Origin of the sequence: Tenacibaculum insulae, assembly GCF_964512435.1 — a bacterium.
GTDB classification, from domain to species: Bacteria; Bacteroidota; Bacteroidia; order Flavobacteriales; family Flavobacteriaceae; genus Polaribacter; species Polaribacter insulae_A.
The window spans coordinates 2,686,413-2,703,626 of sequence record NZ_OZ208512.1; the positions used below are offsets into that span (position 1 = coordinate 2,686,413).

Below are 17,214 nucleotides of genomic sequence, written 5' to 3' on the forward strand. Positions count from 1 at the left end.
ATAATCGTGTTTTTAGCATGCTTTTTCTATTAAAAACTCCCTAGTATTTTCTATTTTTGCCGCTTACAACACAACAACAAAACATGAACTTAACACAATTAAACGCCATCTCTCCTATTGATGGTAGATACCGTAATAAAGTTGCCGATTTAGCCAACTATTTTTCTGAAGAAGCTTTAATAAGATACAGAGTAAAAGTAGAAATTGAGTATTTTATTGCTTTATGTGAAATTCCATTACCGCAATTAGCTGATTTCAATAAAGATTTATATGCTGATTTACGTAAAATATATGAGGATTTTTCTACTGAAGATGCTCAAAAAATAAAAGATATTGAAGCGGTTACAAATCATGATGTAAAAGCGGTTGAATATTTTATCAAAGAAAAGTTTGACGCATTAAACTTACAAAAACACAAAGAGTTTATTCACTTCGGATTAACTTCTCAAGATATTAACAACACTGCAATTCCGTTGTCTATTAAAGACGCGATGGATGAAGTATATTACCCTGCTTTAGATACTTTGGTAAGTAAATTAGCTGATTTATCAGAAGAATGGGACGAAATACCAATGTTAGCACGTACACATGGGCAACCAGCTTCTCCTACCCGTTTAGGAAAAGAATTTTTTGTGTTTGTAGAGCGTATTAACAACCAAGCAATACATATACAACACACACCTCATGCCGCTAAATTTGGTGGAGCAACAGGTAATTTTAACGCACATAAAGTTGCGTATCCAAACATTGATTGGAAAAACTTCGGAACTCATTTTGTTGAAGATATTTTAGGCTTACACCATTCTTTTCCAACAACTCAAATAGAGCATTACGACCATATGGCAGCTTTATATGACGGATTAAAACGTGTAAATACTATTTTAATTGATTTAGACCGTGATGTTTGGACCTACGTTTCTAACGATTATTTTAAACAAAAAATTAAAGCTGGTGAAGTTGGTTCATCTGCTATGCCACACAAAGTAAATCCGATTGATTTTGAAAACTCTGAAGGAAATTTAGGAATTGCAAATGCCATTTTTGAGCATTTATCAGCAAAATTACCTGTATCAAGATTACAGCGTGATTTGACCGACAGTACTGTTTTACGTAATGTTGGTGTTCCTTTCGGACATACTTTAATTGGTTTTGCTTCTACTTTAAAAGGATTGAATAAATTATTATTAAACGAAGCTAAATTTGCCGAAGATTTAGAAAACAATTGGGCGGTTGTAGCAGAAGCTATCCAAACAATTTTACGTCGTGAAGCATATCCAAATCCGTATGAAGCTTTAAAAGGCTTAACACGTACCAACGAAAAAATAAACAAACAGTCTATTGCTAACTTTATTGATACTTTAGAAGTTTCATCAGAAATTAAAGAAGAATTAAAAGCAATTACTCCAGCCAATTATACCGGAATTTAATGAAATATTTACTTAGTTTTTTAGTCATTTTTTTAGTTTTTTCTTGTACTCCAGAAAAAAAAGGGGATCCTACTCGTTTTAAATACGGAACTTTTGAAATTCCTGGTAGTGATAATTACGGAAAAACAATTATCATTAGAAAAGACAGCTTACAAATTGAAGAATACACTAAAAAAATAAGTATTTCTGCGGATAGTTTAGTTAGCGAAAAAGAAGTTAAACATATTGATACGCTTTTTATTAAATGGAAAAACAATTTTGCTTATTCCTTAAAAATGAAAAGTCCAAAAACTGATTTAGATAAAGACCCTATTTTTGTTCAAATAACTAAAGTTACTGATAGTTCGTATAGTTTTACCGCAAAAATTGGCTATTCTAATTTTAAACAAAAAGGAACCGTATATAAAGTTAATTAAATGATGGAAATTTTCTTACAAGCTGATACTTGGGGTGCGTTAATAACGCTAACTTTTTTAGAAATTGTTTTAGGTATTGATAATATTATTTTTATATCAATAGCAGCCAATAAACTCCCTGAAAATCTGCAAAAAAAAGCGACTAACATTGGTTTAGTTTTAGCAATGTTTTTACGTATTGCTTTACTTTTTGGTATTTCGTTACTTATTGCAATGAATGCTCCATTTTTTCATATTAATTTATCTTGGTTTCAAGCAGGTTTTACCGGACAAGCTTTAATTTTATTTGCTGGTGGACTTTTTCTACTTTATAAAAGTACCAAAGAAATACACCATAAAGTAGAAGGTATTACTGAAGGTGAAAATGATGGAAAGCCTCAAAAAGGATATACTTTAAGTCAAGCTATTATCCAAATAACTTTAATAAACATTGTGTTTTCTTTCGATTCTATTTTAACAGCCGTAGGGATGACCAATGGTGTTGAAGGAGCGATGGTAATTATGATTGCTTCAGTAATTTTATCAATGATTATAATGATGTTGTTTGCAAACCCAGTAGGTAAATTTGTAAACAAGCATCCAACAATACAAATGTTAGGATTATCATTTTTAATATTAATCGGATTTATGTTAATTGCCGAAGGTGCTCATTTATCGCACGCAAAACTTTTTGGAGAAGAAGTTGGTACAGTACCTAAAGGGTATTTATACTTTGCAATTACTTTTTCTTTAGTCGTTGAAATGCTTAACATGAAAATGAGAAGTAGCAAAAAATAACATTAAGAAAACTTTAATAAATTAAACACACACTTAATAGTTTTTATAACTTTATAAGTGTGTGTTTTTTTATACATTTGTGCAAAATGTTTAAACTAAAAAAATACATCACCTCTTTTTTCTTGTTTGCCTTGTTATTACCAACGGCAATACAAGCAGCTCATGCTTTTGAAGAGCATGAACATGTGGTTTGTATTTCTAAAACTGATAAACATTTACACGAGTTAGATAATGATTGTGGTGATTTACATTTACAATTAACTGTTTTTTATTACGCGTTTAATAATCCTGATTCTTTTTTAGATGATACGATTTACGCTAAAAAAACTATTTTTAAATCACAACAATTAAAAGCTAACTATTCTTCTAACAAATCATCTAGAGCACCTCCTATTGTAATAATTTAATTAAAAATTATCATAATTATAAATTACAATAAAACTTTAAATGAAACTTAAAAGTATTTTATCGATACTTTTACTTACTGTATGTGTTTCTTTAGTAAAGGCTCAAAATTGTAGTTATACTTTTTCTGGTTTAGTAGAAGATTTTCATGACAAATCTGCAATTGTAAATGCTACAATTTTTATTAAAAACCAAAATAAGTACACAACTACTGATTTTGACGGAAAATTTACTATAAATAATGTATGTGCTGGTAAAATAATTGTCGAAATTTCTCACGTTGCTTGTGATAAAAAAGTCTTAGAATTAAATGTTTCTAAAAACATTTATAAAATTATAGATTTAGAACATCATATTGAAGAATTAAATGAAGTTAATGTTAAAGGTGCTGTTGGATTAAAAACCAAAACGTCTCAAGAAACATTAATAAAAACTAATACTTTAGAAAAATTTAGTGCAGCATCTTTAGGTGATGTTATTAAAAACATTTCGGGTGTATCTTCAATAAATACTGGTAATACTATTGTTAAACCAATAATTAATGGTTTACATAGTAGTAGAGTATTAACTACCTTTAATGGTGTTCGATTGCAAGATCAAGAATGGGGAATTGAGCATGCACCAAATATTGACATTAATGCTGCTGGAAGCATTTCTGTTATAAAAGGAGCCAATGCTTTACAATACGGTGGTGATGCTATTGGTGGTGTTATTATTGTTAATCCATCAAAAGTAATTTCAAAAGACACTTTATTTGGTAAAACAATTGTAGCACAACAAAGCAATGGTCGATTATTTTCTCTTTCATCTAGCTTACATAAAAGCTATAAAAAAGGTTGGTTTATTAACGGACAAGCCTCTTTTAAAAGAGCTGGAGATTTTGAAACACCTAGCTACAACCTTACCAATACCGGATTAAACTCTAAAGCTTTTACTTTACATACTGGTTACAAGAAGTTTAATAAAGGTTTTGAAATATTTTACAGCAATACATCTAATGAAATAGGAATACTTCGTGCATCGCACATAGGTAATGTTTCTGATTTAGTTAGTGCTTTAAATAGCGATGTTCCGTTTGTTACAGATGATTTTAGTTATACTATTAACAATCCTAAACAAGAGGTAACACATCAATTATTAAAAGCTAAAGTTTATAAGCGTTTAAAAGGAGTGGGAAAATTATCTTTTCAATATGACTATCAGCAAAACAAAAGATTAGAGTTTGATGTTAGAAAAGGAGATAAGAAATTTATAGCTGCCACAAATTTGTTATTAAAAACACATTCTTTTAAAAGTGATTTAAATTTAGATGCTAATAAAGAAAACACTTATAAATTTGGTGCTAGCGGAGCGTTTCAAAATAATTTTTCGAACCCAAATTCAGGAGTTAAAAGAATTATACCCGATTACAACAAGTATAATTTAAACGCCTATGCTATTACCAACTTTAAATTCGAAAACACTATTTTAAATGCTGGTATTCGATATGATTTTGAACAGATTAACGCAAAAAAGTATTACGGAAAAACAAGATGGAATTCCTTAAACTATCAGCAAGAATTTGGTCATCTAATTATTGACGAATTATCTTCAGCTTATTTAGTAAACCCAATATTTACTTATCATAATATTTCTGCTTCATTAGGCGGAGCTTATTCAATTAATGATGAAAATACTTTTTTAGTAAATTATGGTTTATCAAATAGAGCACCAAATGCATCTGAATTATTTAGTGATGGCTTGCACCACTCTGCTGCCAGAATAGAATTAGGTGATTTACGCATGCAACCAGAAACATCTAACAGATTTTCAGCAACCTATAAATATAATAATCAAAAATTTAACGTTGTTTTAGAAGGATTTTATAATTATGTAACCGATTTTATTTACATTGAACCTACTGGGATAGAAACCACTTTGCGTGGAGCATTTCCTGTTTGGTCATACAAACAAACAAATGCACATTTATTAGGTTTAGATACTAGTATAAAGTACCATGTAAATACCAATTTTAATATTACCAATAAGGCGTCGTTCTTAAAAGGACGTGATTTAACAAACAAGAGAGCTTTAATAGATATACCTGCTTTTAAAACCACTACAACATTATTCTTTAAAAAAGAGAACTGGAAAAATTTCTACGCATCTTTAGAAAGTGAGTTTAACGCAAAGCAAAACGAGTATCCTAATAACAATTTCATGGCTTTTATTCCAGATACAAACACAAATGAGTTGGTAGATATTAGTACTCCGCCAAAGGCATATCATTTATTAAATTTCTCTTCTGGATTCGAGTTTAACTTGTCTCAAACAAAAGTAAATCTAAACTTTTCTATAGACAATGTTTTAAATCAATCGTACAGAAATTACTTAAACAGATTGCGTTTATTTGCAGATGATTTAGGAAGAAACTTTCAAATTCAAATTAAAATTAATTACTAAAAACTAAAAAAATGAAAAAATTTAAACTTATAGCATTATTATTTATCAGTTCAATTGTAGTAACTTCTTGTTCAGACGATGATACACCTGAACACATACATGAAGAAGAAGTAATTACTACAATGAAAGTTGTTTTAACACCTACTACAGGACCTGCTATTACGATAGAAAGTAGAGATTTAGATGGTGATGGACCAGATGTACCCGTAATTACTGAAGGTATTTTAGCAGCTAACACTACTTATAGTGCTGTAATTACTTTATTAAACGAAACTGAAAGTACTCCTGAAGATATTACTGAAGAAGTTGCTGAAGAAGCAGAAGAACACCAATTTTTTTATAAAGCTACAACTATAGCAAGTACATTTACTTATGAAGATAATGATTTAGATGGAAACCCTATTGGAATTAATTTTACTGTGCAAACAGCTGATGCTGGTACAGGTAGTTATACTATTACTTTAAAGCATGAGCCAAACAAATCTGGTGCAAATGTAAAAGAAGGTGATATTACTAATGCTGGTGGAGAAACTGATATAGAAGTTGTATTCCCTATTACAGTACAATAATTAAAATATATCGTTTTAAAAATAGATAATTTCCTCAATTACTTTTTAAGTAGTTGAGGAAATTTCTTTTTAAACCTATTTAACCTAGGAATCGAAACATTTTGTATATACGGATTCTCTGGATGCAATTTTTCATAATCTTGATGATACTCTTCTGCTCGATAAAACTTTGTAAACTTGGTAACTTCAGTTGCAATTTGTCCTTTATAAATTGTCTCGTTTAATTTTTTAATAGTGTTATCAATAATCGTTTTTTCTTGCAGATTATTATAAAAAGCAATCGATCGGTATTGCGAACCATAATCGGGATGCTGTCCGTTTTTGGTTGTCGGATTATGAGAACCATAATACACCGTAACTAAAGTTTTAAAACTAACCTTTTTAGGATTGTAATAAACAGCCACAGCTTCTGCATGTCCTGTTTTACCAGTATTACTACTTTCGTACGTTGGATTTTTTGTAAATCCGCCTGCGTAACCAGAAACAGCTTCCTCCACACCTATTACACTTTCAAAAATAGCCTCAACACACCAAAAACAGCCACCAGCAAAATAGGCAACTTTAGTTTCTTGTAAATTCATCGTTTTTTTAATCTCTTTCTTTTTAGTGAAATTTGAGAACACAAACAGTAAACAAAATAATATTACAAACGTTATTGGTTTTAATTTTTTCATAAATTTTGGTTTTTATAACTACTTGGTCGTGTAAAAAAACAACTTTTTACAATTGTTTACAACTTTAAGGTATCCTTACTAAAATTGTTTGTTAATTCTTATCGGGTTTTCTATTTTTGTTAGCATAAACAGTATAAATTAATGGAACATTTTATAGTATCGGCACGTAAATATCGCCCTCAAAATTTTGAGGATGTTGTTGGGCAACAAGCCATAACAAATACGTTAGAAAATGCTATAAAAAACAACCATTTAGCACAAGCTTTATTATTTACAGGGCCTCGTGGAGTTGGTAAAACTTCATGTGCACGAATTTTAGCAAAACGTATTAACCAAGAAGATGCTACTGCTAATGCCGATGAAGATTTTGCATTTAATATTTTTGAGTTAGACGCTGCTTCTAATAACTCTGTTGATGATATTCGTAGCTTAACCGACCAAGTACGTATTCCGCCACAAACAGGAAAATACAAGGTTTATATTATTGATGAAGTTCACATGCTGTCTCAAGCAGCTTTTAATGCCTTTTTAAAAACATTAGAAGAACCACCTGCGCATGCCATTTTTATTTTAGCAACAACTGAAAAACATAAAATTATACCAACCATATTATCGCGTTGTCAAATATTTGATTTTAAACGAATTGGTGTTTTAGATGCAAAAGAGTATTTAAAAACTATTTGTACCAAAGAAAATATTACTGCAGAAGATGATGCTTTGCATGTAATTGCCCAAAAAGCTGATGGTGCCATGCGTGATGCTTTGTCTATTTTTGATAGAGTAGTTAGTTTTTCTGGAAACAATTTAACGCGCGAAGCTGTTACCCAAAACTTAAATGTATTGGATTATGATGTGTATTTTAACATCACCGATTTATTGATTGAGAATAAAATTCCACAAGTTTTAATGGAATTTAATACTGTTTTAGGCAAAGGTTTTGAAGGTCATCATTTTATAAACGGATTAGCATCGCATTTTAGAGATTTATTGGTTGCAAAAGATACTGCAACTATTTCTTTATTAGAAGTTGGTGATACTACTAAAAAGAAATATTTAGAGCAATCTAAGAAAGCAAATATGCAGTTTTTATTACCTGCAATTGATAAAGCTAATGATTGCGATTTAAAATATCGAGGTAGTAAAAACCAGCGATTACTGGTAGAACTTACCTTAATGCAAATAGCCTCTATCAATTTTGATGGAGCAAAAAAAAAATCTAACAACTACATAATTCCGGCTACTTTTTTTACTTCACTATCTCCATCAGTAAAGAAAACTGAAGTAAAATCAATTGTAAAAACGCCAGAAAAAGTTAAAGTACAAAAACCAACACCTATTGCTGCTATTCCAACAGCAACAAAACCACTTTTAAAAAATATTAAACGACGTACTTCGGCTTTATCATTAAAAAGCATCCATCAGAAAAAAGATATTAAAATAATTTCTGATGAAGATGAAAACTTTGAAAATCACCCAAGAACACCTTTTAGTCATGATGAATTAAAAGATGCTTGGAAAAAATATTACTTTAAGTTACAAGAGCTTGGAGAACGAAGTATTGCTGCTATTTTAGCATCGAGCGAACCTCAATTAGGTAAATTGCACACTATTACTTTTTCGTTACCAAACGATTTAATGAAAGCACAATTAGAGCGTGGTAAAGGTAAATTAACGAGATTTTTACGTGAAAAATTAAACAATTACGGAATTCAAATAGATGTTATTGTTAATGAAACAGTAGAAAAAAAGTTTGCCTATACTCCGCAAGAAAAATACGAGAAACTAAAAGAAATTAATCCTTTGTTAGAAAAACTTAAAAATACTTTTGGTTTAGATCTTTAATTCTTTACCAATATAAACTAGTTTCCAGTTTTCTATTACTTTAACATTTTTCTCAAATTCTGATATCAATATAACTTCATTATTATTGTTTTTTACCAAAATAGGAATCGCTTTTATTTCAGCATAAATTTCATTAATCTTAACTTTATACTCTTCAATAGAGTTTATTGAAGTTTCATGAACTTCAGGAAATTCTCTTACGGTATCCATCAAATTTAAATAATCATCTTTAAAAGTAAAAAGCTGATCTTTATTTTCATACTCTTCTGTTAAAATTTCTTGCGAACTCGCTAAACGATAAGCTCCTTGCTCTCCATAAACAGCCGATAAATTTGAGATTACATATTTATTTATCGAATCACTTGCTGTTATAGCAATTAAATATCCTACATCATTTAATTCAATATTATCTGTTAATTGATCGCTATAAACATTGGCTTGAAAAGCCTCTAAGCCTTCGTTTTTAGCTCTGTCAATGTTTTCTTTGTTAGAATCTATAATAACTACTCGCCTATTATTTTTCTTTAAATAAACACCAATTAAACGAGCAATATCCGAAGCACCAATTATCATTATTGTATTTGATCGTTTTAAAAATACTCCTATCATTTTAGCAAATAATCTTGCTGTGGTTGCATTTAACAATACCGTTCCTAAAACCACCATAAATACAAGCGGAGTAATATATTCTGCACCTTCAACACCTTGTTTTAATAATTTACTTCCAAATAAAGAAGCAATACCAGCTGCTACAATACCTCTTGGTCCTACCCAACTTATAAATAATTTCTCGTTGGTTTGTAAGTTTGATTTGTAAGCACTTACAAATACTGCTATTGGCCTAATAACAAATACTATTAATACAAAAAGAAGAATGGTTTCCCATCTATACAACAACATTAATTCCTTAATATCCATATTTGCTGCTAGCAGAATAAATAATATCGAAATTAATAATACACTTAACGATTCTTTAAAATAAAGAATTTCTTTTAGGTTTTTTAATTTACTGTTACCTAAAACCATTCCCATTACTACAACTGCTAATAAACCTGATTCGTGAGCAAATAATTCAGATTCTACAAAAACCAAAAGTACCGTTGATAAAGACACTACATTTAATAAATAATGTGGTACCCATTTTTTATTGATAACAAATATTAAGGCATGTGCAAAAGTAAATCCGAATGAAGAACCAAATAAAACGATTTTTAAAAATTCTAATAATGCTGTTTGAGTAAAACCTGCACCACCAACACTAATAAATTCGAAAACCAAAACCGCTACTAAAGCACCAATTGGATCTATTAAAATACCTTCCCATTTTAAAACTGCCGATATATCTTTTTTTAATGGAATGTTTCTTAAAATAGGCGTAATTACTGTTGGCCCAGTCACAATAATTAATCCTGAAAATAAAAAAGACAACTCCCAACTTAAATTAAAAGTATAGCGTGCAATAATACCTGCACCGAAAAAGGTAATACTAGAACCTAAAGTAATTAACTTAGTAATTACTGGCCCTATATTTTTAATTTCATCTCTACGTAAAGTTAAACCTCCTTCAAAAAGAATAATACTTATGGCTAAAGAAACAAAATAATACAAGCCTTCTCCCGGAAAAAGTCCTTTTTGACCATCCCAAATTGGTTCAATCCATTTGCTACCATCTTCATTAAAAAATTCTGAAGCAATTGGCCCCCACAAACAATCCAATTAAAATTAAAGGTAAAATTGCAGGAATTTTAAATTTCCAGGCAACCCATTGAGCTAAAATTCCAAGTATTATTATTCCTGCTAATTCAATCATAAAAAATATGTTTTGTGTAAAAGTAATTTTTTTTTTTAACAACAAGAAAATTATATCTTCGAGCGATTTAAACTTTTATACTTTGACAAAAAATATACTTATTGGTATTGCTTTTTCGCCCAATTTAAAAGCAAATTTATTTGAAACTATTCGAATATCAAATATGTTTGATGCTCAATTAATTGGCGTACATGTTGGAAGAAAATCTGATGAAAAAGAAAAACAACTACAAGCATTATTAAACGAAGCACCTAAACCAAAACATCCGTTAAAAGTAATTTGGCAAGAAGGAAAACCTGTTGATGTAATTTTGCAAACAACAAAGCAAGAAAACATTAATTTATTAATACTTGGTGCTTTACAAAAAGAAAAATTATATAAATACTATGTTGGTTCTATTGCTCGTAAACTTACACGTAAAGCTCCCTGCTCTGTATTATTACTTATAAAACCGTCATTAGAAAGTGTGGTTTGTAAACACATTGTGGTTAGTGGATTGCAAGACCCAAAAACTGAAGATACCATAAGAGCGGCTTTTAATATTTCTAATAAATTAGGATGCAAAAAAGTTACTATTGTTGAAGAAATTAGTCAAAATACACTAAAAATAAAAGTTAATGATGATGTTTCGCTACGTAAGGCAACAATAACAAAAGAACGAATGAAAACGCGTGAAGATGCTCGAATTAACAAAATACTTAAATGTATTGACACTAGCGATATTAACATAAAAACACAAGGTATTTTTGGACGAAGAGGATACTCTATTGGGCATTATGCTAAAATTAAAAGAGCCGATTTATTAGTAATGAGCGCTCCTAGTAAAACAAGAATGATAGACCGAGTATTCCCTCATGATTTAGAATATATTTTATCAGAATTACCAACCGATGTTTTAATTGTTAAATAAAATGGGGAAAGAAAAAAGTTTTAAAATATTTTTAAGCGAATTACCACAAAATATTTTTTCAGGTTTTGTAGTTTCTTTAATAGCCCTTCCACTGGGGTTTGGTTTAGCATTGGCTTCTGGTGCTCCGCCTATTTCAGGAGCAATTGCTGCCATTGTTGGTGGAATTGTAGTTGCTATTTTAGGAGGTGCAAATGTAACCATTACTGGTCCTGGTAACGGATTGGTTGTGGCAGTTTTAGCTGCCATAACTACTTTAGGTGCGGGCGATATGCATCAAGGTTATTTATACACCTTAGCTGCTATTGCTATTTCTGGTATTATTATGGTTATTCTTGGTTTTCTTCGAATGGGAGCTTTAGGAGATTACTTTCCTTCATCAGCAATACAAGGAATGTTAGCCGCCATTGGTATTGGTATTTTTGCCAAACAAATACACGTAATGTTAGGTAATTTAAATGCTAAAGGAAGCATTATTGAATTGCTGATACAAATCCCTTCGGGAATTATTGAACTCATAAAAACAGATAACGCAAGTACTTTTCATGCAGGTTTGGCAGGTATTATTAGTTTACTAATTATGGTTTTTTATAGTAAAATACGTAACAAATACTTTCAATTAATTCCTGCACCAATGTGGATTGTTTTTTTAAGTGTGGGGATGTATTATTACTACGATTTACTTTCGCCAGCAGCCTATCCTATTCATAAAGATTTATTAATTAATTTACCAAACGATGTGTTATCTAATTTTGCTTTTCCTGATTTTGGTAAAATTTATCAATTAGATTTTATAAATGCTGTAATTGCCATAACTTTAATTGCTAGTATAGAAAGTTTATTAAGTATTAAAGCTGTTGATAAATTAGATCCTTTAAAAAGACGTTCGAACGTAAATAAAGACATTCGCGCTTTAGGTTTGGCAACAGTAATTAGTGCTTTTTTAGGCGGATTAAATGTAGTTACCGTTATTGCTCGTAGTTCGGTAAATGTAAATAATAAAGGTAGTAACCGTTCTGCTAACTTTTTTCATGCAGGGTTTTTAGTTGTTTTTATTTTACTCTTTGCAACCGAATTACGCAAAATTCCGTTACCTGCATTGGCAGCTATTTTAGTATATACAGGTTACAAGTTGGCATCGCCCGAAAACATAAAAAAAGTATTTAAAATAGGTAAAGAACAACTAATTATATTTTTAGTTACCTTATTAACAACCATAGCTACTAATTTAATTACAGGAATTTTAGCAGGTATCTTTATTACTTTTATAATTCACATAATTATTAATAAAAACTTAAGTCTTTTTATTAAAAACTTATTAAAACCTAATGTTTTAATGTTTAAAGAGGATGATAAATATTATGTATCAGTTAAAAACTTTTCTACCTTTTTAAACTTTACCAAGTTAAAATCTAAACTAGATCAGATTCCTGAAAATGAAGATGCAATTATCGATTTTTCGTTATGTGATTTTGTAGATCATTCTGTAATGGAAAATCTTAATAATTATGCCGAAACTTTTAAACGAAAAGAAGGTCATTTTGAAGTAATTGGATTAGATGGCTATAAAACAGGAAGTGAACACCCGTTTGCTTTGCGTAAAAATATTCCTATCCAAAATGATAAAAACACCAGTGCTAGCACTTTTACTAAAAGGCAAAAATCACTACAAAATGTTTGTACCGATTTAAAATGGAATTATGAAGCATTACCAAAAGAACCATTAACTAAAATACCTCATTTTGGATATTTTAAAACGCGACAAATAAGTAAAGTTTCTAACATCTTATCTAACGAAAACTGTACATTGTTTGATGTAGAATTTTCTGAAGGTGAATTAATTGCAAAACAAATAATAAAAGTAACAATGATGTATATTGATATTGAAAAATATACGCCTGAGTTTACTTTAGATAAAGAAGGTATTTTTGAATACATTTATCATTTTGCTGGTTTTAAAGATATTGACATTGATAGTCATCCTGATTTTTCTAAACGCTTTTATCTTTCAGGAAAAAACGAAGAAGAGATAAGAAAATTCTTTACCGATGAGCTTGTATTATTCTTTGAAAGCAATAAATACTATCATATTGAAGGAAATGAACAAGGTTTATTAATAATTGGTAGAGAGCGATTAGCGGGAATTAAAGAAATTAAAACTTTAGCCGATTTTGGAGTTCGCTTAAAGAAAGTTATAAGTGAGTAAAACAACTTTTACTTAGTTTTAAAATCTAATAGATAATAAAATTATATTATTATTTACAACATAAAATGAGGCTGTTTAAAAACGTTATTTTTAAATAGCCTCCCTCGTTTTATTTATTTTAAACCTTTTAATTTAAATAGTTAAAAATTCTTTTCTCAGGTTGATAAAAATGTTTCAATTATATCTAAATTCCTAGCCCCGATTGTAGTAATTGTTTGAGCTCCTCGCAGAGAGCGAGTACGGAAAGCGGGAAATAGCTTCAAATAATTAATAGCTTGATTTTACATTACTTCTATAAATCGTGTTTTTTGATTTCCGAAATTATCAATCACAATAATTTTATGAATTCCTTTTTTAGGTTTAATTTCTTTCTCGTGATATTGGGTTGTATCGCCTATAAAAACATCGTTTAAATACCAATACAAAATAGCATTTGCATTGCTATGTGTTACTTTTAAAACAATCGGATTAATTTGACCATCCTCCCCTTTTGTTAACGATCTTTTTGATCTTTTTTTGGTTGGAAAAACAAAATCCATCACATTATTTTCTAATTGATTACAATCATTTCGATAGTTTGGCAACACACTATAATCAGCATTTTTTTGTTGGTAATAATGCGCCATTAATGGCGGTAAAACAAACCATGTTTTCGTTTTTATATTGGTTACAGACTCACAATTCGTATTTACCTGAAAATTTTCTGAAACATCAACCGATATTTGTTTATGATACGGACAAGGCTTTGCGTTCACTCCGTTTTTAGGTATTTTTTTTACAACCGATTTACAAATAGGCAACGCTAAATAGCCGCTTTTTTCGCAAATATTTTCTTCAATCAACGCTTCATAAGGTTCTAAAAACCATTCTGATTTTGGTAGTACATCAAAAACAGCAAACATTAACGGCGCTGCACTACCAACACCTGTTAAATCTGCGCGTCCTTCTCCATCAGAATTTCCAACCCAAACGCCAACTACATATTTAGGTGTTACCCCAATTGCCCAAGCATCTTTGTTTCCAAAACTTGTACCTGTTTTCCATCCAATTTTTTGTGAAGAATCAAAATATTTCCAAGCTTGGTCGGTATAAGGTCGGTTTACTTCAGTTAATGTATTTAATGTTAAAAAAGCCGAACCAGCATCAATAGTTTGATACGAATTTTGTGTATTTCCTAAACCAATTTTATCGTTTTTAATAAAACTCGGACTCACATATTCGTTCGAATAATATTGATGGTTTAACTTTTCGTAGTTATTTACAATTCCGCCATAACCTGCAAATGTTTTACATAAATCCCACAAACTAGCCTCTGCCCCGCCTAAAATTAACGACAATCCATAATAATCAGCCGATTTGTTAACGTGTTTTATTTTATAATCTTTTAAATTTTCGTTGAATTTCTCCAACCCATAACTTTGTAATAATCGTACTGAAGGAATATTTAACGAGCGGGTTAAAGCTTCATTTACAGGTACCGCTCCATCAAAAGATAAATCGAAATTTTTAGGCGTGTAACCTGCAATTTCTGTAGGTACATCAGCAATAAGTTGAGTTGGTAATAATTTACCAGACGTTAACATTTGTGCATATAAAAACGGCTTTAAAACACTACCCGTACTTCGTGGTGCAATAATATTATTTACATCTTTTTGATGTTGTTTATCTGTTGGAGAATTACCAACATACGCCAATACTTTTCTTGTTGCTACATCTAACACCAAAACGGCCATATTATACACTTCGTTTTGTTTTTGACGTAAATAATGTTGTTTTACAAGGCTATTTACCTGTTTTTGCAACTGTATATTAATAGAACTTTGCACTAAATTACCTTTGTATTTTTTGGCTACTTCTTGTACAAAATGCGTTGCTGTTTTGGGCAATGCATAAGGTTTTTGCGGTAAAGATTCTTCAAGCGCTAATTCATACGTTATTTTATCTATAATTTTTTGTTGATGTAATTTTTTAAGTAATCTATTTCTTTTTTCTTTTAATTTTTGTTGATTTTTACCAGGATAAATTAATGACGGAGCGTTTGGTAACACCGCCAATGTTGCTGTTTCTGCCCATGATAATTGATTGGGTTGCAACCCAAAATATCGCCACGAAGCCATTTCTAACCCCACTACATTTCCGCCAAAAGGTGCATAAGAAGTATATAATTTTAAAATTTCTTGTTTAGATAATCGAAATTCTAATCGAGTTGCTAAAACAAGTTCTTGCAATTTTTCTAAATATGAACGTTTTTTATTTTTCCGTGATAATCTAATTACTTGTTGCGTTAATGTACTTCCGCCACGAATAATTCTTTTCGCTTTTATATTTTCTACAAATGCTTTTCCTATGGATATTGGGTTAAATCCGAAGTGTTGATAAAAATGAGCATCTTCAAACTGTAAAATACAGACTTCAAATTTTTTAGGAACTGAACTTATTTCAGGAAAACGCCACTGCCCATCATCTGCAATCACAGCACCTAATAATTCGTTATTATTAGCTGTAACTACGGTTGATGTTGGCGCTAAAAATAATTTTTGAGGTAAACAATTATAATAAGCTATCATTAAAAAAAATAAAATGATTGCTTTTATTTTGTGCTGTTGTATAAAGTTTAAAATGTTATTCATTTACAATATATCTATTTCAAAAGTATAAAGTTTAACTTTAAAATATCAAGGATAAGTAAGTTATATTTGCAGCTTATTAAATACTATGAGTTTTACCTTACTTTCATCGCCTTTACAAGGTTTTACCGATTTTCGTTTTAGAAATGCTCAACACAAATATTTTGGAGGGATTGATACTTATTACGCTCCATATATTCGTTTGAATGGAAAATTGAAAATAAAATCGAGTTATGAACGTGATTTGTTACCAGAAAACAACGACACTTTAACCGTTATTCCGCAAGTTATTACCAATGATGCTGATGAGTTTTTATTTGTAGCAAAATACGTACAAAGTTTAGGTTATAAAGAATTAAATTGGAATTTAGGTTGCCCTTACCCGATGGTTACAAAATCTGGAATGGGTTCTGGTTTAATTTGTAATCCCGCAAGAATTGATGAAGTTTTACACAAAGCACATAATGAAACCGATATTGTAGTTTCAATGAAAATGCGAATGGGTTATGAAAACAGTGAAGAAATTTTACACTCCTTTCCTATTTTAGAAAAATATCCGCTTAAAAATGTGGCTATTCATGCCAGAATAGGAAAACAATTATACAAAGGAGATGTTGATTTAGATGCCTTTCAAAAATGTATTGACGTATCTAAACATCAACTTTATTATAATGGTGATATTACTACGGTAGCTGGTTTTAAGGCCATGCAAGAGCGTTTTCCGAGTATTACACATTTTATGATTGGTCGTGGTTTAATTGCAGATCCTTTTTTACCACAAATGATAAAAGATAACACTACCGAATATCCGAAAGATAGATGGAAACGTTTTGGAGAATTTCATGATGAAATTTACCAACAGTATGACGAATATTTATCTGGACCAACACCTATTAAAATGAAAATGTTAGGATTTTGGGAGTATTTTTCTAAATCCTTTTCAAATCCACAGAAAACATATAAAAAGATTAAAAAGGCTGGAAATCCGAAGAAATATCAAGCTGCTGTTAAAGAGATTTTAAGTAGCGAACGATAAAATATATTTTCTAAAAAAGTAAAATTGTTAAGCTGATTTTAATTCAGGTTCGTAAAATTACAACAAACAAAAAAGG

Annotated in this window: 12 protein-coding genes and 1 pseudogene; 10 read left to right on the forward strand and 3 right to left on the reverse strand. The window is 30.1% G+C overall.

All coding sequences use genetic code 11. The features are described from left to right. Positions 1 to 83: 83 nt before the first annotated feature. From purB to ACN5J5_RS12375, 6 genes are all read left to right on the forward strand, one after another. Positions 84 to 1,427, forward strand: a complete 1,344-nt coding sequence (gene purB / locus ACN5J5_RS12350) for an adenylosuccinate lyase (protein ID WP_418645198.1) — start codon at positions 84 to 86, stop codon at positions 1,425 to 1,427. Next, positions 1,427 to 1,843 carry a hypothetical protein gene (locus ACN5J5_RS12355; protein ID WP_418645199.1) on the forward strand — a complete coding sequence of 139 codons (417 nt, stop codon included), beginning with the start codon at positions 1,427 to 1,429 and terminating at the stop codon, positions 1,841 to 1,843. Before purB ends, ACN5J5_RS12355 begins: the two co-directional genes overlap by 1 nt. Before the next feature lie 3 nt (positions 1,844 to 1,846). Continuing rightward, positions 1,847 to 2,620: a TerC family protein gene (locus tag ACN5J5_RS12360; protein WP_418646550.1), complete on the forward strand. Its 774-nt coding sequence runs from the start codon at positions 1,847 to 1,849 to the stop codon at positions 2,618 to 2,620. An 86-nt stretch (positions 2,621 to 2,706) separates the two neighbouring features. Next, on the forward strand, positions 2,707 to 3,027 hold the full coding sequence (locus tag ACN5J5_RS12365) for a hypothetical protein (RefSeq protein WP_418645200.1): 321 nt from the start codon (positions 2,707 to 2,709) through the stop codon (positions 3,025 to 3,027). Between the two features lie 40 nt (positions 3,028 to 3,067). Beyond that, positions 3,068 to 5,467 carry a TonB-dependent receptor gene (locus ACN5J5_RS12370; RefSeq protein WP_418645201.1) on the forward strand — a complete coding sequence of 800 codons (2,400 nt, stop codon included), beginning with the start codon at positions 3,068 to 3,070 and terminating at the stop codon, positions 5,465 to 5,467. Between the two features lie 11 nt (positions 5,468 to 5,478). Beyond that, on the forward strand, positions 5,479 to 6,036 hold the full coding sequence (locus ACN5J5_RS12375) for a type 1 periplasmic binding fold superfamily protein (protein WP_418645202.1): 558 nt from the start codon (positions 5,479 to 5,481) through the stop codon (positions 6,034 to 6,036). Between the two features lie 38 nt (positions 6,037 to 6,074). Here ACN5J5_RS12375 and msrA read toward each other — a convergent pair whose 3' ends face one another. Then, entirely contained in the window at positions 6,075 to 6,710 is a 636-nt protein-coding gene (msrA, locus tag ACN5J5_RS12380; protein WP_418645203.1) for a peptide-methionine (S)-S-oxide reductase MsrA, read from the reverse strand. A 141-nt stretch (positions 6,711 to 6,851) separates the two neighbouring features. Here msrA and dnaX point away from each other — a divergent pair, with 141 nt between their 5' ends. Next, positions 6,852 to 8,552 (forward strand): DNA polymerase III subunit gamma/tau, encoded by a 1,701-nt coding sequence (gene dnaX, locus ACN5J5_RS12385; RefSeq protein ID WP_418645204.1) that lies wholly within the window; start codon positions 6,852 to 6,854, stop codon positions 8,550 to 8,552. On the opposite strand, the pseudogene ACN5J5_RS12390 reads toward dnaX, so the two are convergent. After that, a pseudogene (locus tag ACN5J5_RS12390) lies at positions 8,541 to 10,362 on the reverse strand (cation:proton antiporter). The gene dnaX and the pseudogene ACN5J5_RS12390 sit on opposite strands and share 12 nt — an antisense overlap. 82 nt (positions 10,363 to 10,444) lie before the next feature. Between ACN5J5_RS12390 and ACN5J5_RS12395 the strand changes: the two are divergent. Both ACN5J5_RS12395 and ACN5J5_RS12400 read left to right on the forward strand, forming a co-directional pair. After that, positions 10,445 to 11,272 carry a universal stress protein gene (locus ACN5J5_RS12395; RefSeq protein WP_418645205.1) on the forward strand — a complete coding sequence of 276 codons (828 nt, stop codon included), beginning with the start codon at positions 10,445 to 10,447 and terminating at the stop codon, positions 11,270 to 11,272. A gap of 1 nt (position 11,273) precedes the next feature. Further along, positions 11,274 to 13,475 (forward strand): SulP family inorganic anion transporter, encoded by a 2,202-nt coding sequence (locus ACN5J5_RS12400; protein ID WP_418645206.1) that lies wholly within the window; start codon positions 11,274 to 11,276, stop codon positions 13,473 to 13,475. A 281-nt stretch (positions 13,476 to 13,756) separates the two neighbouring features. Here the strand turns inward: ACN5J5_RS12400 and pbpC are convergent, their stop codons facing one another. Beyond that, on the reverse strand, positions 13,757 to 16,105 hold the full coding sequence (gene pbpC / locus ACN5J5_RS12405; protein WP_418645207.1) for a penicillin-binding protein 1C: 2,349 nt from the start codon (positions 16,103 to 16,105) through the stop codon (positions 13,757 to 13,759). 85 nt (positions 16,106 to 16,190) lie between these two features. Between pbpC and ACN5J5_RS12410 the strand changes: the two genes are divergently transcribed. After that, positions 16,191 to 17,138: a tRNA dihydrouridine synthase gene (locus tag ACN5J5_RS12410; RefSeq protein ID WP_418645208.1), complete on the forward strand. Its 948-nt coding sequence runs from the start codon at positions 16,191 to 16,193 to the stop codon at positions 17,136 to 17,138. The last annotated feature ends 76 nt before the right edge of the window (positions 17,139 to 17,214 follow it).